Here is a 22,516-nt window from a genome sequence, read left to right as displayed (position 1 = left end):
TGCTTTTCCTTGACGAAAACAAGACGCAAAGCCAAAAAGCACCCGAGGGCGCATCGCGCTGTCGGGTGTTGACCTCCGGGATTTCAGGTCCCGGTCGGCGGCTCGGAGTCATGCGGCTCGTCGCGGATTGGGCGCGATAAACAGGAAAGCCGCGCGAAAGTCAAGGCGATGCGGACAAATGACCGCATGACGGACTTCTCAGAACCCGTGTGACGAGAGGGCGGTGGCGTTCGCCGTCGTCTCAATCAGCGGTTGTGGCAAAAGTACACATTCAAGCAAATCGATGTAATGGCTCGCGCAATCCCCCAGGGTTTAAGGTTTTGACGATAAATATTCCAGTCGGGGCCTGAATTCGCTGGCAACGCCAGTTGCAAATTATTCGGCGTGTGATTCTACTTTCTACTTAAGTGCGTCCTGTAAGATGATTCGTGAATATCCTTGATGCCGAATGAATCGGCGGAGATATCGAATGTTAAATGCTGATATTGAGAGCTGGGCGCTGGCGCGGGCCCATCATATTGTCCTGAACGAAGGCCTGAATCTTGCAAAGGCGGCACAGGATCTGGATCGCAAGCGGTCCCGCTCGCTGGTCTACGAGCTGAGAAAAGTCATCACCGCAGCGATTGTTGAAGCCCATGCTGCGTCCTTCGATCCCGACGGGGCACAGCGGTAAAAGCCGAACTGCTGCCTCGATGGGTCAGCGGGCTGCAACGCCTGCCCGGCACTCACCCACTGGTAATTCCTTCGCATTTCCGCCATATACACCGGAAAGACAGACGGAATGGTACCATGAGCGCAACGGTCGAATTCGCGAGGATGAACGGGCTTGGCAACAAGATCCTGGTTGTCGACATGCGCGGCCGGCCGGACAAAGTGACGCCGGCGGCAGCGGTCGCGCTCAATGCCGATCCGCACACGGAGTTCGATCAGATCATGGCGATCCATGATCCGAAGGCCGAAGGCACCGATGCCTTCATCGATATCCTGAATTCCGATGGCTCGAAGGCCCAGGCCTGCGGCAACGGTACGCGCTGCGTGGTGCAGGCGCTTGCCGCCGAGACCGGCAGGAAGGTCTTTACCTTCCAGACGGTCGCCGGCATCCTCAACGCCGTCGAGCACGAGGACGGGACGATCTCCGTCGATATGGGTCGGCCGGTCTTCGATTGGGACAAGATCCCGCTGGCGGAAGAATTTCACGACACCAGCCGCATCGAGTTGCAGATCGGTCCGATCGACAATCCGGTGCTGCATTCGCCTTCGGCAATGTCGATGGGCAATCCGCATGCGATCTTCTGGGTGGACAGGGACGTGATGTCCTATGACCTCGCCCGTTTCGGACCGCTGCTCGAAAACCATCCGATGTTTCCCGAGCGCGCCAATATCACGCTGGCGCAAGTGACCTCTCCGACATCGGTGACGACGCGCACCTGGGAACGCGGCGCGGGACTGACGCTTGCCTGCGGCTCGGCTGCATGTTCGGCTGCCGTCAGTGCTGCGCGCACCGGCCGCACCGGCCGCACCGGCCGCAAGGTGACGATCAATGTGGCAAGCGCCAAGCCACCGGCCACACTTTCCATCGAATGGCGCGAGCGCGACGATCACGTGATCATGACCGGTCCGGCCGAATGGGAATGGTCGGGCAGGCTCGATCCTTCGACCGGTCTCTGGTCGCACGAGGGTACCCGAGAGGCGGAGGCGCAGTGAGCGGCATCGAGGTCATTACCTTCGGCTGCCGCCTCAACACATATGAATCCGAAGTGATGAAGGCGCAGGCTGAGAAGGCCGGGCTCAACAACGCCATCCTGGTCAACACCTGTGCCGTGACCGGCGAGGCCGTGCGCCAGGCCCGCCAGGCGATCCGCCGGGCACGGCGCGACAATCCGCATGCCCGCATCATCGTCACCGGCTGCGCCGCGCAGACGGAAAAGCAAACCTTCGCCGCGATGGCAGAGGTCGATGCCGTGCTCGGCAACGAGGAAAAGCTGACGACCGCTTCTTATCGCGGCCTGCCGGACTTCGGCGTTTCGGCCGAAGAGAAACTTCGCGTCAACGACATCATGAGCGTCAAGGCGACGGCGCCGCAGATGGTCAGGCACATCGACGGCCATGTGCGTGCCTTCATCCAGGTGCAGAATGGTTGCGACCATCGCTGCACCTTCTGCATCATTCCCTATGGCCGCGGCAATTCCCGCTCGGTGCCGATGGGAGCCGTCGTCGATCAAGCCCGCAAACTGGTCGACGGCGGTTATCGCGAGATCGTGCTGACCGGGGTCGATGCCACCAGCTATGGCTGCGATCTGCCCGGTGCCCCGACGCTCGGGCTTTTGGCCAAGACGCTGCTGAAACAGATCCCTGATATCCGCCGCCTGCGGCTTTCCTCGATCGACAGCATCGAAGCCGATGCCCATCTGATGGATCTCATCGCCGACGAGCCCCGTTTCATGCCGCATTTGCATCTGTCGCTGCAGCATGGCGACGACATGATCCTGAAACGCATGAAGCGCCGGCATTTACGCGCCGATGCGTTGCGTTTCATCGAGGATGCGCGCCGCCTCCGCCCCGAGATGAGCTTCGGCGCCGATATGATTGCCGGCTTTCCCACCGAAACCGAAGAGATGTTCGACAATGCCGTGCGATTGGCGGAAGAAGCCAATATCGCTCATCTGCATGTCTTCCCCTATAGTCTGCGTCCGGGCACGCCGGCCGCCCGCATGCCGCAACTCGACCGGTCGCTGGTCAAGGATCGTGCCGCAAAGCTACGCGCCGCTGGACATAGGCTGCATCAATCCCATCTCGATCGGATGATCGGAACCCGGCAATGGCTGCTTGTTGAAAACAACGGCCTGGCGCATACGGAGAACTTCACGCTGGTCGCAGCCCCCGGCCTTCGTCCCGGCGAACTTGTGCCGGTCACGATCACCGGCCACAATGGCAAGCATCTCGACATGCAATTGACGGCCGCAGCAGCGGCCTGACTTTCACGGAATCCCCATGGCGCTCAGTTTCATCAAAAAGGTCTTCACCTTCGGCAAGCCGGCTGAAGAACCTGTGCCTGCGGCCGTGGAAAGGGAGCTGGAGCCGCGTTCGCGCGACGAAGATCTGCCGGTTGCCGACGATCCGGTGCTGGCCGAGGAAATGGATACGGCCGGCGGACCGGCTGCCGATATTGACGAGGGCGGGGTCGAAGCAGCGGTTGCTGAAGATGATGTCGAATCCTCAATCCTGCCCGCCGCCGACCAGCTGAACGACATGGGTGTCGTGCCGCTCTCATTGCTGGAAGCCGAGGCAGCAGCGGAGGCGGAGGCGGAAGCTGAAATCCAGGCGGTCGCCGAACCCGTTGCGGAAATACCCGCTTCTGTCCCTCTGGAACATCTCCCGCACGAGGCGGCAGATCCTGTGGAGACCGGAGCGCTCGAACAGCCGGCTGACCTCGAAGAGATCGTCGAAAAGCTTCCGGAAGAGGTTCCGGCTGAGCCGGAAGAGATTCCGACTGAGGATGATGCAGGGCTGGATTCGCCCTCCCAGCCAATCTCCCCACCTGTGGGGGAGATGCCCGGCAGGGCGGAGGGGGATAGCCCCGCGGCAGAACCGGAGATTGGCTCTCCCATCCTCCCCAGAGGCTTTGCCACCGGCCCGAAGGTCGTCGAGCCGGAGCCCGTTGTCCTGCAGCCAAAACTCAGCTGGTTCCAGCGCCTGCGCAATGGCCTTGCACGCACCTCTTCGCAGCTGACCGGCCAGATCACCGCGCTCTTCACCAAGCGCAAGCTCGATGACGAGACGCTGCAGGATCTCGAGGACCTGCTGATCCAGGCCGATCTTGGTGTCGAGACCGCCATGCGCGTCACCGACACGCTCGCCTCTGAGCGCTATGGCAAGGATGTCACCGGCGAGGATGTCAGCCGGATCATGGCGTCCGAAATCGCCAAGGTCCTGAAGCCGGTCGCCAAGCCGCTGCAGCTCGACCTCTCGCACAAGCCGCATGTCATTCTCGTCGTCGGCGTCAACGGCACGGGCAAGACCACGACGATCGGCAAGCTTGCGGCAAAGCTTTCCGGCGCCGGGCTGAAGGTGATGCTGGCTGCCGGCGATACGTTCCGGGCGGCGGCGATCGAGCAGCTGAAAATCTGGGCCGACCGGACGAAATCCGAATTCATCGGCACCAAGCTCGGCGCCGACGCCGCCGGCCTTGCCTATGATGCCTTCGAACAGGCGAAGGCAAAAAAATGCGACGTGCTGATCGTCGATACCGCCGGCCGCCTGCAGAACAAGGCAGAGCTGATGGCCGAGCTCGAGAAGATCGTGCGCGTGCTCGGCAAACTCGATCCCGATGCGCCGCATACTGTGCTGCAGACGCTCGATGCCACGACCGGGCAGAACGCGCTCAGCCAGGTCGAGATCTTCCGCAACGTCGCCGGCGTCAACGGGTTGATCATGACCAAGCTCGACGGCACGGCGCGCGGCGGCATTCTTGTTGCCATCTCTGCCAAGCACAAGCTGCCGGTCTATTTCATCGGCGTCGGCGAGGGCGTCGAGGATCTGGAGCCGTTCGAGGCCGAGGATTTTGCCCATGCCATTGCCGGACTTGGGCAATGATGCCACAGATATGCCGCCAAAAGCCTGCAGGCCACGGCCGCGACAGGTTTCCAGGAAAACAGGTTTGAAGAACGCATGAGCACCGAGAGCGATATCACCCCGTCTGCTGCCGACCGGCACCATCCGCTGCTGAAACTGGCGCTGGAACTCGGGCCGCTGATGATCTTCTTCTTCGCCAATCTGCGCGGCCAGTGGCTGGTGGAGACGTTTCCTGCTCTTTCCGAATTGGGCGGACCGCTGTTCGTTGCGACCGGGCTGTTCATGGCGGCGACGATCATCTCGCTGATCGTGTCGAAGATCGTGCTCGGCCATCTGCCGATCATGCCTTTTGTATCCGGCATCGTCGTCGTTATGTTCGGGTCGCTGTCGATCTGGCTGCAGAACGAAACCTTCATCAAGATGAAGCCGACCATCGTCAACGCGCTGTTCGGAGTGGCGCTGCTCGGCGGGCTGGCCTTCGGCAAGTCACTGCTCGGCTACGTCTTCAACGCCGCCTTCCAGCTCGATGCCGAGGGCTGGCGCAAGCTCACCATTCGCTGGGGCATCTTCTTTCTCTTCCTTGCCGTGCTGAACGAAGTCGTCTGGCGCAACTTTTCCGACGGTACCTGGGTCGCCTTCAAGGTCTGGGGCACGATGCCGATCACCATCATCTTCACGCTGGCGCAGATGCCGCTGGTGCTGAAGCACAGCATCAACCTGGAAACGGAAGGCGAGAAGTGAGCGCTGCAGAGGCCGAATACCGCGTAAGACACCAGACCTTTTGGTTCGCCGCCTGCCTTGCGGTTCTGATCATTCAGATTGCCGCCGAATATATGATGGGCCGCGTGCCGATCTGCGCCTGCGGCACTGTCAAGCTGTGGGAGGGTGGGGTCAATACCAGCGGCAATTCGCAGCATTTGTCGGATTGGTATACGCCGTCACACATCATCCACGGCTTCCTGTTTTACGGGCTCGCGCATCTCATCCTGCGCGGCAAGCCGCTGGCGGCAAGGTTGCTGCTGGCGCTCGTCATCGAATCCGGCTGGGAGCTGCTCGAGAATTCACCTCTCATCATCGACCGCTACCGCACGGCAACGATCGCGCTCGATTATTACGGCGACAGCATACTGAATTCGGCGATGGACACCGTCTTCATGTGCGTCGGCTTCTTCTTCGCGCGGCGCGCGCCGGTGGCGCTCACGGTTGCGATCGCCATCTTCTTCGAGATTTTCACTGGCTACGTGATCCGCGACAACCTGACGCTCAACGTTGTCATGCTGATCTGGCCGGTGGAGGCGATCAAGGTCTGGCAGAGCGGGCTTTAAGGCTTTTCCGGAGACGAAACTACGAAGCCGGCTTGCCGAGCGCCTTTTCCATCGCTGGAAAAAGCCCTTCCTTCAGGCTGATATCGTCGAAGGGGCCGACGCGCTTGTAGAGGATCGTGCCGTCAGGCCCGACCAGATAGCTTTCCGGAATGCCGTAGACACCCCAGTCGATCGCTGCCTTGCCGTTCGGATCGACGCCGATCGCCCGAAAAGGGTTGCCGAGCTCGCCGAGGAAACGCAGGGCGTTGGCGCTCTGGTCCTTGTAATTGATGGCGACGATATTCAGCCGTCCGTCGTTTGCCAGTTCTTTCAAGACCGGATGTTCGTCGCGGCAGGGGAGGCACCATGAGGCGAAGACGTTGACGAGGGTCAGTTTGCCCTTGATTGCCGCATCGGTCAGCGCCGGCAGGTTGGCGCCGTCGAGAGGCGGCAGGTTCAGCGCCGGTGCCTTGGTGCCGATCAGGGCGGAGGGAATTTCTGCGATGTTCTTGCCATGGAAATCCTGGTCGTAGAGCATCTTTGCGGCCGTGGCAGCGATGCCGCCGAAGACGATGAGCGGCAGCAGCGCCAATGCGTAACGGCTCAGCCCGCGCGGCTTGGCGGCGGTGTTTTCCGGCGTGTCGTTCATTCGCCATCCCCCACGCTGTCCTTGGGGCGCGCCGAACGGCGGCGGATGCCGGCAGCCTCAAGGGCTGCAAGTTCCCTGCGGCGGGCGCGGCCGTCGGCCCAGGTCCAGGCCGTGACGGCAATCGTCACCAGGGCTGCAAAGCCATAGGAAGCGTAGACGTAGAAGGCATGCGTCACGGCTATTCCTCCCGGCTCGCCATGCGGGCAGCAAGACGGCGCTGGGCGGCAATGCGGCGGCGCCAGATCTCGTTCCTCATCGCCATGATGTGCAGCGTGAAGAAGAGCAGGGTGAAGGCGATCGCCATGACGAAGAGCGGCCGCAGGAATTCCGGATCGATCGCCGGGCCGTCGAGGCGGAGCACGCTTGCCGACTGATGCAGCGTGTTCCACCACTCGACCGAGAATTTGATGATCGGGATGTTGACGAAGCCGACGAGGATGAGCACGGCGCTGACGCGCGCGGCCTTCGACGGATCGTCGATGGCGCGGCCGAGCGCAATCAGCCCGAGATACATCAGGAAGAGAACGAAGACGGAGGTCAGCCGTGCATCCCAGACCCACCAGGTGCCCCACATCGGCTTGCCCCAGAGCGAACCGGTGACGAGTGCAAGCAGGGTAAAGGCGGCGCCGAGCGGGGCTGCGGCTTTGGCGGAGACATCGGCCAGCGGATGGCGCCAGACCAGCGTGCCGATCGCCGAGACGCTCATGATCGTATAACACATCATCGAAAGCCAGGCCGAGGGCACATGCACATACATGATGCGCACGGTCTCGCCCTGCTGGTAATCGCCTTCGGTGGCGAAGCTTAGATAGAGGCCGACCGCGAAACAGAGTGCGGTGATGCCGGCCAGCCACGGAATGGCGCGCGCCGCCAGCGCCAGAAACCGCGTCGGGTTGGCGAGGTCACTGAATTTGCTGATGGCAAGGCTCGTTTCGCTCATGTCCGCTTCCTTACCTTGAACCGGCTTTTCCCGCAATCGAACGGCCCATCAATCCGCTGTGTTTCGTAGCGCCAGGGCGGCGGCTGCCGGGCCGATGACCGCGAAGAAGAGCGTCAGGGCAATGAGGATCAGGAAGGGTGGCAGGAAGGGGGCGGGATCCTCGACTGCGGCATAGGTGGCGCTGACGCCGAAGATCAGCACCGGAATGGTCAGCGGCAGCACGAGGATCGAGACCAGCAGGCCGCCGCGGGGCAGCGCCACGGCAACGGCAGCACCCACGGCGCCGATGAAGGTGATGGCGGGCGAGCCGACCAGCAGCGTCAGCATGGTCGCGCCGATCGCCGTCTCGTCCATGTTCATGAAGAGGCCGAGCAACGGCGAGGCGATAACGAGCGGCAGGCTGGTGGCCGTCCAATGGGCAAGGCATTTGACCAGCACGGTCAGGACCAGGGGCGTTTCCTGAATCAGCATCAGGTCGAGCGATCCGTCGTCGCGTTCGGCCTGGAACAGGCGGTCGAGGCCGAGAAGGGCGGCGAGCAGCGCGCCGATCCAGACGATGGCGGGGCCGATACGCGACAGCAGTTTGAGATCGGGACCGACGCCGAAGGGAATGACGGCGACGATGGTCAGGAAGAACAGCACGCCGATCAGCGCACCGCCGCCAGCGCGAATCGAGAGCTTCAGGTCGCGGAGAAAGAGGGCGGTCATGCGCGGCGGCTCTCTGCATGTGCGGTGGACGGGGTAGCTACGTCGAGAAGCATCAACCCCATACCCCATGATCGACCCCGGCAAAGCCCGTCATCTTCAATTCCTGCGAATTCCTCAGCCCCAGCGGCTGATGCGTTGCCGCCAGCACGATGCCGCCCTTCTCCAGATGCGCTCCAATCAAATCGGCAAACAGCCGGTCGGCGCTGGCATCGAGTGCGGCGGTCGGTTCGTCGAGGATCCAGACGGGGCGGTGGGCGACGAGCAGTTTGGCGAAAGCTATCCGGCGCTGCTGGCCAGCGGAGAGATAACCGAAGGGAAGGTGGGTGATGCCGGAAAGACCGACGGCGTCAGTGGCGTCCTCGACGGAAAGGGCGGCGGCGCCTGTATTGCCGAGAAAGCTGCGCCAGAAATCGAGGTTTTCTGCAACCGTAAGTTCATTCTTCATCGCATTTCTATGGCCGAGGTAGTGGCTGACCTCGCCGGCATGTCTGTCTGCCCCGCTCTCTCCATCGTGAAATTTGACGGTGCCTTTTTCCGGCCTGAGGAGGCCGGCCACGACACGCAACAAAGTGGACTTTCCCGATCCATTTCTACCGGTCAGGACAAGCGCCTCGCCGGCTGCCAAGTGAAAGGAAATGTTAACGAAAATGAGATCCTCACCGCGCCTTGCAGCCAGATTTTCGGCGGTGAGATGCATGCGTCGGCTCTTTCTTGGTTTCGGCTCGCGGCGGGGTCAAAAAATGTCCGATTTTGACTGTCCTCGGGTATGGCAAGTTTTTAGGAAATTATCTATAAGACCTGCAACCACGCCAGCGGTCGGCGTGAATTTCATCCTTGCGCCGAACTTGGAGCGTCTGTTCCACGTGCGGACAGCGGAAATGGCCGTACCCGCATCCTGATGTGCATTAAGTGCATAGGCGTTCGCACGACTGTGTTGGCTATCAGAAACGGGGTATCTCGTGTCTAAATCTCTTGACAGTTTCAATTGTCGTTCCACGCTTTCCGTCAACGGGAAGGACTATGTCTATTACAGCCTGCCCAAGGCTGAGGCAAACGGTCTGGCCGGCGTATCGAAGCTTCCCTATTCGATGAAAGTCCTGCTCGAAAACCTGCTGCGCTTCGAAGACGGCCAGTCGGTCACCAAGGAGCACATCCTGGCCGTTGCCGAATGGCTGAACAATAAGGGTGCAGTCGAAAACGAAATCGCCTATCGCCCGGCGCGCGTGCTGATGCAGGACTTCACCGGCGTTCCCGCCGTCGTCGATCTTGCCGCGATGCGCGACGCGATGGTGTCGCTCGGCGGCGATCCCGAGAAGATCAACCCGCTCGTTCCCGTCGATCTCGTCATCGACCACTCCGTCATCGTCGACGAATTCGGCACGCCGCAGGCCTTCGCCCGCAACGTCGAGCTGGAATACCAGCGCAACGGCGAGCGCTACCGTTTCCTGAAGTGGGGCCAGCAGGCCTTCAAGAATTTCCGCGTCGTGCCTCCCGGCACCGGCATCTGTCATCAGGTCAATCTCGAATATCTCGGCCAGACCGTCTGGACCAAGGAAGAGGACGGCGAGACGATCGCCTATCCGGATACTTGCGTCGGCACCGACAGCCACACGACGATGATCAACGGTCTCGGCGTTCTCGGCTGGGGTGTGGGCGGTATCGAAGCGGAAGCTGCGATGCTCGGCCAGCCGGTCTCGATGCTGCTGCCCGAAGTCATCGGCTTCAAGCTGACCGGCAAACTCAAGGAAGGCGTCACGGCGACCGACCTCGTTCTCACCGTCGTGCAGATGCTGCGCAAGAAGGGCGTCGTTTCGAAGTTCGTCGAATTTTTCGGCCCTGGCATGGACAACATGCCGCTCGCCGACCGCGCGACGATCGGCAACATGGGCCCGGAATACGGCGCGACCTGCGGCTTCTTCCCGGTCGACGGCGAAACCATCAACTACCTCACCATGTCCGGCCGCACGCATGACCGGATCGCCCTCGTCGAAGCCTATTCGAAGGCCCAGGGCATGTGGCGTGAGGGCGACGGTTCCGAGCTCGTCTTCACCGATACGCTGGAACTCGATCTGAACGACGTCGTGCCGTCGATGGCCGGCCCGAAGCGTCCGGAAGGCCGCATTTCGCTTGAGAACATCGCGACCGGTTTTGCCGGCTCCATGGATGCCGACTACAAGAAGCCCGGCCAGTTGAACAACCGCTATGCCGTCGAAGGCACCGACTTCGATCTCGGCCATGGCGATGTGGCGATCGCCGCCATCACGTCGTGCACCAACACCTCCAACCCGTCAGTGCTGATCGCCGCCGGCCTTCTTGCCCGCAACGCCGTTGCCAAGGGCCTGAAGACGAAGCCGTGGGTGAAGACCTCGCTGGCTCCTGGATCGCAGGTCGTCGGCGAATATCTCGCCAAGTCGGGCCTGCAGGCCGACCTCGACAAGCTTGGCTTCAACCTCGTCGGTTTCGGCTGCACCACCTGCATCGGTAATTCCGGCCCGCTGCCGGCACCGATCTCGAAGACGATCAACGACAAGGGCCTTATCGTTTCCGGCGTTCTGTCCGGCAACCGCAACTTCGAAGGCCGCATCTCGCCCGACGTGCAGGCGAACTATCTCGCATCCCCGCCGCTGGTCGTCGCTTATGCGCTTGCCGGCACGGTGCAGACGGATCTGACCAAGGAGCCGATCGGCGAGGACCAGAGCGGCAACCCGGTTTATCTCAAGGACATCTGGCCGACCTCGAAGGAAGTTCAGGAATTCATCCTGAAATACGTGACCCGCGAGCTTTACGAAAGCAAGTATGCCGACGTCTTCAAGGGCGACGTCAACTGGCAGGCCGTTCAGATCCCGCCGGGCCAGACCTATGCCTGGGACGACAATTCGACCTATGTGCAGAACCCGCCCTACTTCGTCGGCATGGGCAAGAAGGGCAGCGGCGTTTCCGACATCAAGGGCGCCCGCGTCCTCGGCCTGTTCGGCGACAAGATCACCACCGACCACATCTCGCCCGCCGGTTCGATCAAGGCGGCATCGCCGGCCGGCGCCTACCTCATCGACCACGACGTCGCCGTTGCCGACTTCAACCAGTACGGCACGCGCCGCGGCAACCATGAAGTGATGATGCGCGGCACCTTCGCCAATATCCGCATCCGCAACCACATGCTCGGCCCGAACGGCAAGGAAGGTGGCTACACCATCCATTACCCGTCGAAGGAAGAGACCTCGATCTACGACGCCGCGATGCAGTACAAGCAGGAAGGCGTGCCGCTCGTCATCTTCGCCGGTGTCGAATATGGCAATGGCTCCTCCCGCGACTGGGCTGCCAAGGGCACCAACCTGCTCGGCGTCAAGGCGGTGGTCGCCCAATCCTTCGAGCGCATCCATCGCTCGAACCTGGTCGGCATGGGCATCATCCCCTTTGTCTTCGAAGAGGGCACGACCTGGCAGAGCCTCGGCCTCAAGGGCGACGAACTCGTCACCATCGAAGGTCTGGAAAAGATCAAGCCACGCGAGAAGAAGATCGCCAGGATCACCTATGGCGACGGCACCGTGAAGGAGGTTCCGCTGCTGTCGCGCGTCGATACGCTCGACGAGGTAGTCTACCTCAACAATGGCGGCATCCTGCAGACGGTTCTGCGCGACCTCGCTGCCTGATTTTTAAGACACTCACATGATAATGGCCGCCGGAGAGCAGTTTCCGGCGGTTTTTCTTTGCGGCGACAGTCTTTAAACGGGGCTCACGATGATTTGTTTTACGCAAGTTCCCGTCTAGCTACGTCTCACCCGTTCGTGACTTTTCGTTTGGACCCGGAAGGATTATTCGTACGTTCATATGTCAGGGCCTCCGGTTCCAACATGCCGTCGGCGCTGAAAAAGAGGTGCAGGTGAATGTCCCCCCGTTTTTTGATTCCGCTGATCGCCGGCGTTGTTCTCTCAGGCCCGTTGCAGGCCGAAGACGGCACACCGAAAGGTGTCGTCGAACTCTTCACGGCGCAGGGCTGCTCCTCCTGTCCTCCTGCTGATGCCGCTTTCCGCAAGCTGGTGAACCAGGGCGATGTCATCGCGCTCGCCTATCATGTCGATTACTGGAACTATCTCGGTTGGGCCGATACGCTGAGTTCCAAGGAAAATACCGAGCGGCAGTATGGCTATGCCAAGACAATGGGCCGCAGCAACGTCTACACGCCGCAGGCGATCGTCAATGGACGCGGCCATCTGGCTGGCGCCGATCTCAATGGCATCAACAGCCAGATCAACACCTATAGCAGCGAAGGCAATGGGCTGACCGTTCCGATCAGTGCCGCGATGCGCGGCGATGAGCTGGAGATCAAGATCGGCGCGGGACAGGGCAAAGCCAATGTCGTGATGGTCTATTTCGACAAGGAAAAGACCATCGACGTCGAAAAGGGCGAGAACAGCGGCCAGAAGATCTCCTATCTCCACAGCGTCACCAATGTCGAAACCGTCGGCATGTGGGACGGCAAGGCGACCAGTCTGACGCTGCCGGCTAGCGTGCTGCAACGGCCGCAGCTCGAGGGCTGCGCGATTCTGCTTCAATCGGCAACCGCAGACGGCGATCCGGCTGCGATCCTTGGCGCGACCGTGGTGATGGCTGGCAAAAATATCTGAAATTTCATCCGGCTGCGGATGAAATGCTGGGGCGGCCCGGCCGAGCGTATTCGGGGCTGGGGTTAAGGTCGATACGCTCCGCCGGGCCCTTTGGCGCGCTGGCGCCAAACTGGAGCTCATAAATCTCCTGCAAATGAGGCGCTGTTTTGACTGAAATGCGGCGCTGCGGAGAAACCGTTGGCCTGCCCAGCGCCCTTGCGCGAGAGACGCGCGGCGCTGTAGTGCGGCTGAATGTGACAGCCGGCACTCTTGCAATTTGCGGCAGCTCGGGCAAACTGTCACTCTCCTGTCATATGTGGAGGCCTTGTGAGACTGATGACAGATCAGCCGGATTTGCGACACGGCGAAAACCGTTCCGTCGACCACAGTTCCTCAGTCGTCGTCGATCTCAGGGAATACAAGCAAAGCAAGGACCCGCTTCCGGTGACCTTCCACCGGCGCGAACTGGACGCGATCCTCTGGATCTACGGTCGGATGGTCGGTGATGGTGAATGGCGCGACTACGCCATCGATCACCTGAAGGACAGGGCGGTCTTTTCCGTTTTCAAGCGTTCCGGCGAAATGCCACTCTTCCGCATCGAGAAAAACCCGAAGCTCGCCGCCAAGCAGGGCGCCTATTGCGTGATCAGCGTCAACGGCACGATCCTGAAGCGCGGTCACGAGCTGAACCAGGTGCTGAAGGTGTTCGACAAGGCCCTGAAGCTCGTCGACAAATAGGGCGCATTACAGCGTGCCGGGATAGGCTGACGGGTCCGGATCTGTGCTCGTGCCTTCGCCGAGGGGGCGCTGCATGAACATCGTATCCAACCAGCGGCCGTGCTTGTAGCCGGTGCCCTTCATCAGGCCGACCTCCTCGAAGCCAGCCTTGCGATGGAGCGCGATCGAGGCGGGGCTGGCGCCACCGATGACGGCTGCCATCTGCCGAAAGCCGAGGGTGGTGCAACGGATGATCAGTTCGGCGAGCAGCGCCTTGCCGATACCGCGGCTGCGGGCTTGCGGCGCCAGATAAATCGAATCCTCGACCAGCCAGCGATAGGCAGGACGCGTGCGGAAGGCCGAGGCATAGGCGTAGCCGAGCAGAGTTCCATCCGCATCGGTTGCGGCAATATAGGGATATTGCTGGCCGACGATCGCCGAAAAACGTAGTGCCATCTCGGCCTCGGAGGGCGGGACGATCTCATAGCTCGCGACGCCGTTCAGGACCGATTCGCGATAGATATCGGCAATGGCGGGAATATCGGCGTTCGAAGCATCGCGCAGGAGGAAGGACATTTTGGCGGCAGGTCCGTTGGCGAGGATGTGTCTTCCTAAAACCATCCCGCGAAAGCCTGCGCAACAAAAAAGGCGGCCGAAGCCGCCTTTTCGATCTCAGTCGGTCCTGCTTATTTACGGTTGCCCATGAACTGCAGCAGGAACATGAAGAGGTTGATGAAGTCGAGATAGAGCGTCAGCGCACCCATGATCGCCTTGCGACCGGCCACGGCAACGTCATCGGCTTCCAGGTACAATTCCTTGATCCGCTGGGTATCGTAGGCGGTGAGGCCTGCGAAGATCAGGACGCCGAGCACCGAGATGGCGAACTGCACGGCAGACGACGCCAGGAAGATGTTGACGATCGAGGCGATGATCAAGCCGAAAAGACCCATCATCAGGAACGAACCCATCGCCGACAGATTACGCTTCGTCGTGTAGCCGTAAAGCGACAGCGCGCCAAAGGAGGCGGCGGTGACGAAGAAGGTCTGAACGACGCTCTGACCCGTGTAGATCAGGAAGATCGATGAGAGCGACAGGCCGACGAGCGCGGCGTAGACCGCAAAGGTCGTCTGGGCGGCGGCCACCGTCATCGTATTGATCCGGAAGCTCAGGAAGAACACCAGAGCGAGCGGCGCCAAAATGACCACCCACTTCAGCGGGCTTACATAGATCGCCTGACCGAAAGCGGTCAGCTCACCATTGGCGAAGGCGAATTGGAACGACAGATATGCGGCCACACCGGTGATCGCCAGACCCAGCGCCATCAGGTTGTAGACCTTGAGCATATAAGCGCGCAGGCCTTGATCAATCATCTCGCCGGTCTGAGCGCGGCTTTGATAGTTACGAAGATCAGCCATAGTTTCCTCTTACAAGCTCCGATGGAAATACGGTGTCGGGGTTTTCGACCCGGGCGCCGCTGCGGAGCTCCAGCATGCCTGCGGATAATATGAGGCTTTCGTCCTTTGCAAACAAGAGGCTTGCAAAGGCTCGGTCGGTTAAATCGCCGTAAGGTGAAGGGTTTGGGTGCCGCTGCCCGGTCAAAGCTCGCGCAAGACGCGGGCGGCCTTCTGCCCAAGGATGCGCCAGGTGCCGATGAGGCCGATGCCGACGGTGAGGACGAGCGCGGTCACGAGCGTCAGTCCCGCCACGTCGGGCAGAAAGGTCGACGGCAGACGCATGATGCGGGCGACGATGAACCAGGCGGCGACGCTGCCGGCGATCAACGCGAAGATCGCAGTCGCGAGGCCGAGGATCAGATATTCGTAGCTGAAGGCGCGGATCAGCATGGCGCGCGTGGCGCCGAGCGTCTTCAGCACCACCGCATCGTGGGTGCGCGCCCGGTTTCCGGCGGCAAGCGCGCCGGCAAGGACGAGGATCGACGCGATCAGGGCGACCGAGGCCGCAGCGCGGATTGCGGTCGCGAGCTGTGCGACCAGCTGGTTGACGATATCGATCGCGTCCTTGACGCGCACACTGGTGATCGTCGGATAGGTGTTGGTGACGGATTTCAGGATCGCCGCATCTTCGGCCGGTGTCGAAGAGGGATCGGTCAGCGTCGCCAGCCACGCATGCGGGGCGCCGCGGAAGGTATTCGGCGAGAAAACCATGACGAAATTGATCGACAGCGATTCCCACTCGACGCGGCGCAGATTGGCGATCTTCGCCGTGATGTTGCGGCCGAGCACGTTGACGGTCACCGTATCGCCGAGCTTGAGGCCGAGTTCATGCGCCTCTTCCGAGGAGAAGGAGACAAGCGGCTCACCGCTGTAATCCTTGTCCCACCATTTGCCTTCGGTGAGGGCGGCGTTGTCAGGCAGGGTTTCGGCATAGGTGATGCCGCGATCGCCGTTCAGCACCCAGCGGCCGGCGGCCGGAACGTTCATCTTGGTGACGTCCTCGCCGTTGAAGGCGATGATCCGGCCGCGCAGCATCGGCACTTCGACGAGCTTGCCCTGCGGCGCTTGGCTCTGGACGAGATTGCGGAAGGCGCCGACCTCGGCGCTTTGGATATCGACGAAGAAGAAGTTCGGCGCACCCTCGTTCATCCGGCCGGTCAGCTGCCGGCGCAGGTTCCCGTCGATCAGGGTCAGCGTCACCAGCAATGCCAGGCCAAGGCCGAGCGAGAGCACGACTGAGGGCGTCAGTGCGCCGGGGCGGTGAATGTTGCCGATCGCAAGCCGCAGTGCCGGCGAACTGACGCGCGGGCTGCGGCGCGCGAGCCAGGCGATCAGCGCGGCGACCAGGCGCAGGACGACGAAGGCGAAGACGATCGCGCCGACGAAGACGACGGCGATGAAGCGGTCATAGGCGGTGAGAATAGCAAGCCCTGCAAGGGCGGCCATGAACAGGGCGGCAAGCAGGATGTAGGGCCAGGAGGGCAGGTGCCGGGCCTCGAAGCCCTGCTCGCGGAAAAGTGCGGTCGCCGGCACTTCGCGGGCGTGGCCGAGCGGCAGGATGGCGAAGGCGAGCGTCGTCAGGATGCCGAAGAGCGTGGCGAGCAGCAGGGCGCCGGGGTAGAGGGTCGGCGCGGTCGAGACCGGCAGGAATTGCGCCAGGAACTGCGCGGCCAGCATCGGCGACAGGGCGCCGATGACGAGGCCGATCAGGATGCCGCCGAGAGCGATGATGGCGATCTGGAAGAGATAGATCAGAACGACGACCTGCGCCGGCGCACCGAGACATTTGAAAGTGGCGATGGTGGTGCGCTTGGCATCGAGGAAGGCGCGCACCGCATTGGCGACACCGACGCCGCCGACGATCAGTGCGGTGAGGCCGACCAGCGTCAGGAACTGCGAGAAGCGGGTGATGTTTTCGGTGAGCGAGGGCGCGGCACGGTCGCTGGTGCGGATCGCCCAGCCGGCGGAGGGGAATTCCTTCGAGGCGCGCGCCTGGATGCCCGACATCGCGCCCTTGTCGCCCAGCCGGATCTTATAGGCATGTTCGACCAGGCTTCCGGTCTGGATCAGTCCGGAGGCTTGGAGCGCCTGGCGGCTGACAAGCAGGCGCGGCGCAAAGCCAAAACCTTCCGACAGTGCATCCGGCTCGGTTTTCACCGTGCCGGTGATGCTGAGCTTGACGTTGCCGAGCAGCAATTCGTCGCCCACCGCAAGCCCGAGCCGATCGAGAAGCAGTGGCGCTGCGACCGCACCATAGGTGCCGCCTTGGCCCGAAAGCAGGGCTGCAAGCGAATAGTCCGGCTCGGCCACGAACTTGCCGTAGAGCGGGTAAGCGTCATCGACGGCCTTGACCTCGACCAGCGCCTGATCGGAACCGTCGGGCTTGCGGGCCATTGAGCGCAGGCCCGTCGACACTGAAACGGTGCCGAGGCCTTCGAGGAAACCCAACTCCTCAGGCGTGGCTTCGCGGTTGTTGAGTTCGAAACGGACGTCGCCGGCCAGCAGTTCCTGCCCCTGCGAGGCGATTGTGTCGGTGATCGACTGCGAAACGGAATTGACGGCGGCAATCGCGCCGGTGCCGAGCGCGATGCAGGCAAGGAAGATGTAGAAGCCGCGGATGCCGCCGCGCAGCTCACGCAGCGCCAGGCGAAAAGCGAGCGAGACGCGTGGCGTGATGATCCTCATGCGATCGCCGCTTCGCTGCGGCGGGCGGCGCTGTCGCCTTCGATCCGGCCGGAGCGGACGCGAATCTGGCGCGAGCATCGGTTTGCGAGCGAGACGTCGTGGGTGACGAGAAGCAGGGTCGTGCCGCGTTCGGCCTGCTTGGCGAACAGGAGGTCGGCGATCTGGCGGCCGGTCTCGGTATCGAGATTGCCGGTCGGCTCGTCGGCGATCAGCAGGGCAGGCGAGGGGGCGAGCGCCCTGGCAATCGCCACGCGCTGCTGTTCACCGCCGGAAAGCTGACCGGGATAGTGGTTCAGCCGTTCGCCGAGGCCGACCGACTTCAGCTCGCGATGAGCGATCTCAAAGGCGTTGCCGACATTGGCGAGTTCGAGCGGCACGGCGACGTTTTCCAGCGCCGTCATATTGGCGATCAAGTGGAAGGATTGGAAGACGATGCCGATGTTGCGGCCGCGGAAATCGGCGACCTGGTCCTCACTGAGGCTGTGGAGGGGCGTATCGTTGATGTTGATCTCACCGCTGTCGAGCTTCTCCAGTCCCGCAAGCACCATCAGCAGCGTGGACTTGCCGGAGCCGGAAGGACCGACGATGCCGACGGATTCACCGGCCGCGATATCGAGATCGATGCCCTTTAAGACATGGACGGAGGCGGCTGCGCTGCCGAGGGTCAGATCGGCGCCCTTCAACTCGATAATGGTTTTTGCCAACAGAAATCGCCCTATATAAGTCCGTAATCGAATGGCCGCATAACGGCACTTCGCCAATCTAGGGAAGCTGGAATGAGATTTAAAGTTGCCGCCCTTCAATTCACCGTCATCGCAGTCTCGCTGATCCTTGCCACTGCAGCCAATGCCCGGACGATCAATCTCGTCGGTTTTGGGGACAGTTTGATGGCGGGCTATCAGTTGCCGCCCGGCGACGGCTTTCCGGAAAAGCTGCAGGCGGCCCTGAAAGCGAAGGGCCTCGACGTCGCCATCGCCAATGCCGGGGTCTCCGGCGACACGACGACAGGGGGCCTTGCGCGCATCGACTGGTCGGTACCCGACGGCACCGATGGGGTCATTCTCGAGCTTGGCGCCAATGACGCGTTGCGCGGCATCCCGCCAGAGGAGAGCGCGAAGAATCTCGATCAGATGATTACCCGGCTAAAGGAGCGTGGGATTGCCGTACTGCTCGCCGGTATCATAGCGCCGCCGAACATGGGAGCGGATTATGCCGCACGATTCAACCCGATCTATCAGAAGCTCTCGGAAAAACATGGGCTTCCGCTCTATGCCTTCTTCCTCGACGGCGTCGCACTGGAGGCTGGGTTGAAGCTCGACGACGGCATGCATCCAAATACGAAAGGTGTCGACGTCATGGTCGAAAAGATGGAGCCTGCTGTCACAAATTTCGTCGAAACGATTTCTTCTGTGAAGAAATAGGGGCTTGCGCGGTTATTGATTGCATGATTCCGTGTGAGCACCTGCAAAAGATTCGGGGAGTGCTCGTGATGCCGAGACTGTTTACCGCCCTCGAAATTCCGCGCAATGCGGCGATGAGTCTTTCATTGCTGCGCGGTGGCCTCCCCGGAGCACGATGGATCGATGTGGAGAATTACCACATCACCCTGCGCTTCATCGGTGATGTCGACGGCCGCACGGCCGATGAAATCGTTGAACGCCTCGACCGGATCGACCGGCCGGAATTCCAGTTCCGGCTGGAAGGCATCGGCTCATTCGGTTCGAAGAAACCGCATTCGGTCTGGGCCGGCGTCTCGCAATCGCCTGAAATGTATGCCCTGCAGGGCGAGATCGAGCGGATCTGCCAGCGCATCGGCCTGCCGCCGGATCCCCGCAAATTCATGCCGCATGTGACGCTGGCGCGGCTGAAATCCTCGCGGCTCGACGACGTCGTGCAATATCTGGCCGGACGCGGCAACTTCCACACAGCAACCTTCACCGCACCGCGCTTCGTGCTGCTTTCGTCACGCGAATCGGTCGGTGGAGGGCCTTACCTCACCGAGGAAGTGTTCCCGTTGCACGAGGCACGCTCGACGCCCAGCGTTTCGAGCAGCCTGCAGCAGCCGGTCAAGAGCCTGGTGTAGACCAGTTCGAAACCTTCAGGACCGCCATAATAGGGATCGGGAATATCCTCTCCCGTTCCCAGCGCGGCATCACCGAAAAGGTGGATATTCGCCCCATGCGGCGCGCTCTTTTTGAGCGCCGCCAGGTTGTCGCGGTCCATGGCAAGGATCAGATCGAAATCCATGAAATCCCTCGACTGAATGCGCCGGGCGCGCTGCCCCGATATGTCGATGCCGTGGTTTTTCGCGGTGGCGATCGAACGCCGGTCGGGCGGATCGCCTTCATGCCAGCTGCCGGTGCCGGCGGAAGCGACCGTAAAATCGCCGGTCAAGCCGGCCTCGGCGACGAGGTGGCCAAAAATTCCCTCCGCGAGCGGAGAACGGCATATATTGCCCATGCAAACGAAAAGGATGCTGATGCGTTTCATCGGTGAACCTGTCGGACAGAGAAGAGGAGCATGGCATGAAAATGGAAAAACTGGAACGGACGGCGGTTGAGGCTGAGCTGACCGAGCTTTCGGGCTGGGCGCTCAATGATGCGGGTTCGTCAATATCGAAGACGTTCAAGTTCGCAAATTTCGTCGAGGCTTTCGGTTTCATGACGCAGGCAGCACTTGCGGCCGAGAAGCTCAACCACCATCCCGAATGGTTCAACGTCTATTCCAGGGTGGATGTGACGCTGAACACGCATGATGCCGGCGGGCTGACGGAGCTGGATTTCAAGCTCGCCAAAGCCATGGAGAAGGCTGCGGCGCGACGTGTTGCTTGAAAGCGGGGCCGATTGAAAGGGGCCGATTGAAAGACTGGGCGCCGTCACCATATGTTCGCATGGACAAAAGGGATGCAGGGATGGACGAGGTCAAATTCGGGGAAATCCTGTTGCCGGGCGACGAGGACACCCAGAGCCGGCGCGAGAAGACCGTCAGGCAGAAATTCTGGCCGACATTCCGGCGGGCCGTGCGGCAGATCCCGTTCTCGCGCGATGTCGTTGCCGGTTTCTATTGCGCGCTCGATCCGCAGACGCCGACGAAGGTGCGCGGCGTACTGCTTGCAGCACTCGCCTATTTCGTCATGCCGATCGACATGATCCCGGATATTTTCGCCGTCATCGGCTTTTCCGACGACATCGCCGTGCTCTCGGCTGCCTTCGCCATGGTGCGCGGCCACATCCGGCCGGGCCACTACGAAGCGGCCGACCGCGTTCTCGCCGATCGGCCGGAAGAAGCGATGAAGACGATCTAAAGCGCTCTAGTCACGCTTTAGATCTTTGATTTTCCGCATCACGTCCTACCAAAACCGCTGCCCACGTTTGGGCGACATGCGTCAGGCGATTTCGCGTTCCAGCACCTTGCGGAGCTTGCCGAAGGCAAGCCGGATACGCGACTTCACCGTGCCGAGCGGCAGTCCGGTCGCTTCGGCGATCTCCGAATGCGATTGACCGAGGAAGAAGGCGGCTCGCAGCATGTCGCGCTGTTCCTCCGGCAATTGGCCGACGGCGGCGCGTATCTTGGCGTCGCGATCGTCATTGGCGATGATTTCTTCCGCGCCGATATCGGCCGGCGGCTGCAGGGCCGGATCGGTCTCATCGAAGATGCGGGTGTTGGCGCGCCGCTGCATGTCGATGCGGCGGTTACGGGCAATACGGAAAAGCCAGGTCGAGAGGGAAGATCGCGTGGCATCGTAGAGCTCTGCCTTGTGCCAGAGCACGATCATGATCTCCTGGACCAGTTCCTCAGCCTCGCCTGATGTCATCCTCTGGCGCATCAGCCAGGCTTTCAGGCGGGGTGCGAAATAGTCGAACAGGATGGAAAAGGCCTGCTGGTCGCGATCGTTCGCGACGGCCTTCGCGAGGGCAGCGAAACGCTGTCTTTCCTCGGCATCCATATCCCCTCACCAGCCCCCTGCGGCAATAATTTCGTCTCGGATTTCCAAGTCTTACTGAGGTACAACGGATTTGGGAAAGGTCAAACTCTTGCCTGAATCTTTGTGTCTTAAATTCAGCCGAACGGACGGCCAGTGCCATTGGGGCACGGTGTCGCGGTCGATACCGTCAAAGGGGCGAAAATTGACACTCGAGCTGAAATGACACAGGCACATACAAATCGCAGCTATCGTTGACCATTTGGTAACCTGAATTAAGTCAAAATAAAGCAGATCGTGATTATGCGGCGCCCGCTATGATCGCTTCGGGCCTTGAATCGCAAGAACCGGCAGGAATCCATGTTTGTAAAAAGTATCGTATCCGCTCTCGCACTCACCCTTGTTATGGCCGGAGTTGCGACAGCGCAGCAGGCCGCGCCGAACCGCATCCAGCAGTTCCAGGCATGGGGCGCTTACTCCTACAAGTCGGGCAGCAGCACCGTCTGCTACGTGCTGTCCGTTCCGACGGCAAAGCAGCCGGCAAGCGTCGACCACGGCGACAATTTCTTCATCGTCTCCCAACGTCCGGGCCAGAACATCTCCTACGAGCCGCAGGCGATGATGGGCTACACGGTCAAGGAAAATTCGAAGATCAACGTCGTCATCGACAACAAGACCTTCGTGATGTTCACCAAGGACAAGGCCGGATGGGTCGAGAACGCGGCGCAGGAGCCGGCCCTCGTCGCCGCGATGAAGACCGGTCATTCGATGACGGTCAATGCCGTTTCGCGCAAGGGCACCGGCACCTCCTACAGCTATTCGCTCTCGGGTATCTCGGCTGCGCTGAAGCAGATCGAAACCTGCAAGTAAGCTTTTTTGTTGTCAGAGCTTCGAGGGCCGGCCTTGCGCCGGCTCTTGTCGTTTCCATCTATAGTGACGCGCGGGCAAAATGATGCTAAAG

The 22,516-nt window shown here is 61.3% G+C and carries 25 protein-coding genes; 14 read left to right on the top strand and 11 right to left on the bottom strand.

Annotated features, from left to right (window positions below):
• Positions 1-448: 448 nt before the first annotated feature.
• From AC245Y_RS21030 to AC245Y_RS21005, 6 genes are all read left to right on the top strand, one after another.
• Positions 449-673: a hypothetical protein gene (locus tag AC245Y_RS21030; RefSeq protein WP_017962453.1), complete on the top strand. Its 225-nt coding sequence runs from the start codon at positions 449-451 to the stop codon at positions 671-673.
• Between the two features lie 116 nt (positions 674-789).
• Positions 790-1,704 carry a diaminopimelate epimerase gene (dapF, locus tag AC245Y_RS21025; protein WP_017995447.1) on the top strand — a complete coding sequence of 305 codons (915 nt, stop codon included), beginning with the start codon at positions 790-792 and terminating at the stop codon, positions 1,702-1,704.
• Positions 1,701-2,975, top strand: a complete 1,275-nt coding sequence (gene mtaB / locus AC245Y_RS21020; protein ID WP_012759366.1) for a tRNA (N(6)-L-threonylcarbamoyladenosine(37)-C(2))-methylthiotransferase MtaB — start codon at positions 1,701-1,703, stop codon at positions 2,973-2,975. Before dapF ends, mtaB begins: the two co-directional genes overlap by 4 nt.
• A 16-nt stretch (positions 2,976-2,991) precedes the next feature.
• Complete coding sequence (gene ftsY / locus AC245Y_RS21015; RefSeq protein ID WP_017995446.1) at positions 2,992-4,593, top strand: signal recognition particle-docking protein FtsY; 1,602 nt, start codon at positions 2,992-2,994, stop codon at positions 4,591-4,593.
• A 75-nt stretch (positions 4,594-4,668) separates the two neighbouring features.
• Complete coding sequence (locus AC245Y_RS21010) at positions 4,669-5,313, top strand: septation protein A (RefSeq protein ID WP_017995445.1); 645 nt, start codon at positions 4,669-4,671, stop codon at positions 5,311-5,313.
• Positions 5,310-5,897 carry a DUF2585 domain-containing protein gene (locus tag AC245Y_RS21005; protein WP_017995444.1) on the top strand — a complete coding sequence of 196 codons (588 nt, stop codon included), beginning with the start codon at positions 5,310-5,312 and terminating at the stop codon, positions 5,895-5,897. Before AC245Y_RS21010 ends, AC245Y_RS21005 begins: the two co-directional genes overlap by 4 nt.
• Before the next feature lie 19 nt (positions 5,898-5,916).
• Here the strand turns inward: AC245Y_RS21005 and AC245Y_RS21000 are convergent, their stop codons facing one another.
• The 5 genes from AC245Y_RS21000 to ccmA are packed head-to-tail and all read right to left on the bottom strand — an operon-like array spanning position 5,917 to position 8,870.
• On the bottom strand, positions 5,917-6,525 hold the full coding sequence (locus AC245Y_RS21000; protein WP_017995443.1) for a DsbE family thiol:disulfide interchange protein: 609 nt from the start codon (positions 6,523-6,525) through the stop codon (positions 5,917-5,919).
• A complete protein-coding gene (ccmD, locus tag AC245Y_RS20995; protein ID WP_012759361.1) occupies positions 6,522-6,701 on the bottom strand; it encodes a heme exporter protein CcmD in 180 nt (59 codons plus the stop codon). Before ccmD ends, AC245Y_RS21000 begins: the two co-directional genes overlap by 4 nt.
• Before the next feature lie 2 nt (positions 6,702-6,703).
• Complete coding sequence (locus AC245Y_RS20990; RefSeq protein ID WP_012759360.1) at positions 6,704-7,465, bottom strand: heme ABC transporter permease; 762 nt, start codon at positions 7,463-7,465, stop codon at positions 6,704-6,706.
• Positions 7,466-7,513: 48 nt separating this feature from the next.
• The gene (gene ccmB / locus AC245Y_RS20985) at positions 7,514-8,173 is read right to left on the bottom strand and encodes a heme exporter protein CcmB (protein ID WP_012759359.1); all 660 of its coding nucleotides are present in this window, start codon (positions 8,171-8,173) and stop codon (positions 7,514-7,516) included.
• A gap of 52 nt (positions 8,174-8,225) precedes the next feature.
• A complete protein-coding gene (gene ccmA / locus AC245Y_RS20980) occupies positions 8,226-8,870 on the bottom strand; it encodes a heme ABC exporter ATP-binding protein CcmA (protein WP_017995442.1) in 645 nt (214 codons plus the stop codon).
• A gap of 262 nt (positions 8,871-9,132) precedes the next feature.
• Here ccmA and acnA point away from each other — a divergent pair, with 262 nt between their 5' ends.
• From acnA to AC245Y_RS20965, 3 genes are all read left to right on the top strand, one after another.
• A complete protein-coding gene (gene acnA / locus AC245Y_RS20975; RefSeq protein WP_012759357.1) occupies positions 9,133-11,823 on the top strand; it encodes an aconitate hydratase AcnA in 2,691 nt (896 codons plus the stop codon).
• Positions 11,824-12,057: 234 nt separating this feature from the next.
• Positions 12,058-12,798 carry a DUF1223 domain-containing protein gene (locus AC245Y_RS20970; protein WP_017995441.1) on the top strand — a complete coding sequence of 247 codons (741 nt, stop codon included), beginning with the start codon at positions 12,058-12,060 and terminating at the stop codon, positions 12,796-12,798.
• A 315-nt stretch (positions 12,799-13,113) separates the two neighbouring features.
• Positions 13,114-13,515, top strand: a complete 402-nt coding sequence (locus AC245Y_RS20965) for a DUF2794 domain-containing protein (RefSeq protein WP_026157500.1) — start codon at positions 13,114-13,116, stop codon at positions 13,513-13,515.
• Positions 13,516-13,521: 6 nt separating this feature from the next.
• On the opposite strand, the gene AC245Y_RS20960 is transcribed toward AC245Y_RS20965, so the two are convergent.
• The 4 genes from AC245Y_RS20960 to AC245Y_RS20945 form a co-directional block, all read right to left on the bottom strand.
• A complete protein-coding gene (locus AC245Y_RS20960) occupies positions 13,522-14,070 on the bottom strand; it encodes a GNAT family N-acetyltransferase (RefSeq protein ID WP_017995439.1) in 549 nt (182 codons plus the stop codon).
• A gap of 110 nt (positions 14,071-14,180) precedes the next feature.
• Complete coding sequence (locus tag AC245Y_RS20955) at positions 14,181-14,909, bottom strand: Bax inhibitor-1/YccA family protein (protein ID WP_012759353.1); 729 nt, start codon at positions 14,907-14,909, stop codon at positions 14,181-14,183.
• A gap of 180 nt (positions 14,910-15,089) precedes the next feature.
• Positions 15,090-17,633 (bottom strand): ABC transporter permease, encoded by a 2,544-nt coding sequence (locus AC245Y_RS20950; RefSeq protein ID WP_017995438.1) that lies wholly within the window; start codon positions 17,631-17,633, stop codon positions 15,090-15,092.
• Complete coding sequence (locus AC245Y_RS20945) at positions 17,630-18,337, bottom strand: ABC transporter ATP-binding protein (protein WP_017995437.1); 708 nt, start codon at positions 18,335-18,337, stop codon at positions 17,630-17,632. The genes AC245Y_RS20950 and AC245Y_RS20945 overlap by 4 nt, the downstream gene beginning before the upstream one ends.
• A gap of 72 nt (positions 18,338-18,409) precedes the next feature.
• Between AC245Y_RS20945 and AC245Y_RS20940 the strand changes: the two genes are divergently transcribed.
• Together AC245Y_RS20940 and thpR are read left to right on the top strand one after the other, a co-directional pair.
• Positions 18,410-19,054: an arylesterase gene (locus tag AC245Y_RS20940; protein WP_017995436.1), complete on the top strand. Its 645-nt coding sequence runs from the start codon at positions 18,410-18,412 to the stop codon at positions 19,052-19,054.
• Between the two features lie 68 nt (positions 19,055-19,122).
• Complete coding sequence (thpR, locus tag AC245Y_RS20935) at positions 19,123-19,716, top strand: RNA 2',3'-cyclic phosphodiesterase (RefSeq protein WP_003543644.1); 594 nt, start codon at positions 19,123-19,125, stop codon at positions 19,714-19,716.
• Here thpR and AC245Y_RS20930 read toward each other — a convergent pair.
• A complete protein-coding gene (locus tag AC245Y_RS20930) occupies positions 19,623-20,123 on the bottom strand; it encodes a low molecular weight protein-tyrosine-phosphatase (RefSeq protein WP_026157499.1) in 501 nt (166 codons plus the stop codon). The genes thpR and AC245Y_RS20930 overlap by 94 nt on opposite strands.
• Positions 20,124-20,158: 35 nt before the next feature.
• On the opposite strand from AC245Y_RS20930, the gene AC245Y_RS20925 reads away from it, so the two are divergent.
• Positions 20,159-20,464, top strand: a complete 306-nt coding sequence (locus tag AC245Y_RS20925) for a 4a-hydroxytetrahydrobiopterin dehydratase (protein WP_012759348.1) — start codon at positions 20,159-20,161, stop codon at positions 20,462-20,464.
• Between the two features lie 80 nt (positions 20,465-20,544).
• The gene (locus AC245Y_RS20920) at positions 20,545-20,937 is read left to right on the top strand and encodes a YkvA family protein (RefSeq protein WP_012759347.1); all 393 of its coding nucleotides are present in this window, start codon (positions 20,545-20,547) and stop codon (positions 20,935-20,937) included.
• A gap of 81 nt (positions 20,938-21,018) precedes the next feature.
• Here AC245Y_RS20920 and AC245Y_RS20915 read toward each other — a convergent pair whose 3' ends face one another.
• Complete coding sequence (locus AC245Y_RS20915; protein ID WP_012759346.1) at positions 21,019-21,579, bottom strand: sigma-70 family RNA polymerase sigma factor; 561 nt, start codon at positions 21,577-21,579, stop codon at positions 21,019-21,021.
• A gap of 336 nt (positions 21,580-21,915) precedes the next feature.
• Between AC245Y_RS20915 and AC245Y_RS20910 the strand changes: the two genes are divergently transcribed.
• Positions 21,916-22,425, top strand: coding sequence for an invasion associated locus B family protein (locus AC245Y_RS20910; protein WP_003543638.1), 510 nt, complete (start codon positions 21,916-21,918; stop codon positions 22,423-22,425).
• Positions 22,426-22,516 lie beyond the last annotated feature (91 nt).

The organism is Rhizobium sp. SRDI943 (genome assembly GCF_057653695.1).
Note: the sequence above shows the minus strand (reverse complement) of the source record. Positions and strands in the feature narration are given on the sequence as shown.

Coding starts and splice junctions, on each gene's coding strand:
- AC245Y_RS20965 (WP_026157500.1), top strand. CDS start 13,114: ATGACAGATCAGCCGGATTTGCGACACGGCGAAAACCGTTCCGTCGAC.
- AC245Y_RS20950 (WP_017995438.1), bottom strand. CDS start 17,633: ATGAGGATCATCACGCCACGCGTCTCGCTCGCTTTTCGCCTGGCGCTG.
- AC245Y_RS20960 (WP_017995439.1), bottom strand. CDS start 14,070: ATGTCCTTCCTCCTGCGCGATGCTTCGAACGCCGATATTCCCGCCATT.
- ftsY (WP_017995446.1), top strand. CDS start 2,992: ATGGCGCTCAGTTTCATCAAAAAGGTCTTCACCTTCGGCAAGCCGGCT.
- AC245Y_RS20970 (WP_017995441.1), top strand. CDS start 12,058: ATGTCCCCCCGTTTTTTGATTCCGCTGATCGCCGGCGTTGTTCTCTCA.
- thpR (WP_003543644.1), top strand. CDS start 19,123: ATGCCGAGACTGTTTACCGCCCTCGAAATTCCGCGCAATGCGGCGATG.
- AC245Y_RS20955 (WP_012759353.1), bottom strand. CDS start 14,909: ATGGCTGATCTTCGTAACTATCAAAGCCGCGCTCAGACCGGCGAGATG.
- AC245Y_RS20940 (WP_017995436.1), top strand. CDS start 18,410: ATGAGATTTAAAGTTGCCGCCCTTCAATTCACCGTCATCGCAGTCTCG.
- AC245Y_RS20930 (WP_026157499.1), bottom strand. CDS start 20,123: ATGAAACGCATCAGCATCCTTTTCGTTTGCATGGGCAATATATGCCGT.
- AC245Y_RS20910 (WP_003543638.1), top strand. CDS start 21,916: ATGTTTGTAAAAAGTATCGTATCCGCTCTCGCACTCACCCTTGTTATG.
- AC245Y_RS20915 (WP_012759346.1), bottom strand. CDS start 21,579: ATGGATGCCGAGGAAAGACAGCGTTTCGCTGCCCTCGCGAAGGCCGTC.
- dapF (WP_017995447.1), top strand. CDS start 790: ATGAGCGCAACGGTCGAATTCGCGAGGATGAACGGGCTTGGCAACAAG.
- AC245Y_RS21030 (WP_017962453.1), top strand. CDS start 449: ATGAATCGGCGGAGATATCGAATGTTAAATGCTGATATTGAGAGCTGG.
- AC245Y_RS20990 (WP_012759360.1), bottom strand. CDS start 7,465: ATGAGCGAAACGAGCCTTGCCATCAGCAAATTCAGTGACCTCGCCAAC.
- AC245Y_RS20925 (WP_012759348.1), top strand. CDS start 20,159: ATGAAAATGGAAAAACTGGAACGGACGGCGGTTGAGGCTGAGCTGACC.
- AC245Y_RS21000 (WP_017995443.1), bottom strand. CDS start 6,525: ATGAACGACACGCCGGAAAACACCGCCGCCAAGCCGCGCGGGCTGAGC.
- AC245Y_RS21010 (WP_017995445.1), top strand. CDS start 4,669: ATGAGCACCGAGAGCGATATCACCCCGTCTGCTGCCGACCGGCACCAT.
- AC245Y_RS20920 (WP_012759347.1), top strand. CDS start 20,545: ATGGACGAGGTCAAATTCGGGGAAATCCTGTTGCCGGGCGACGAGGAC.
- ccmA (WP_017995442.1), bottom strand. CDS start 8,870: ATGCATCTCACCGCCGAAAATCTGGCTGCAAGGCGCGGTGAGGATCTC.
- ccmB (WP_012759359.1), bottom strand. CDS start 8,173: ATGACCGCCCTCTTTCTCCGCGACCTGAAGCTCTCGATTCGCGCTGGC.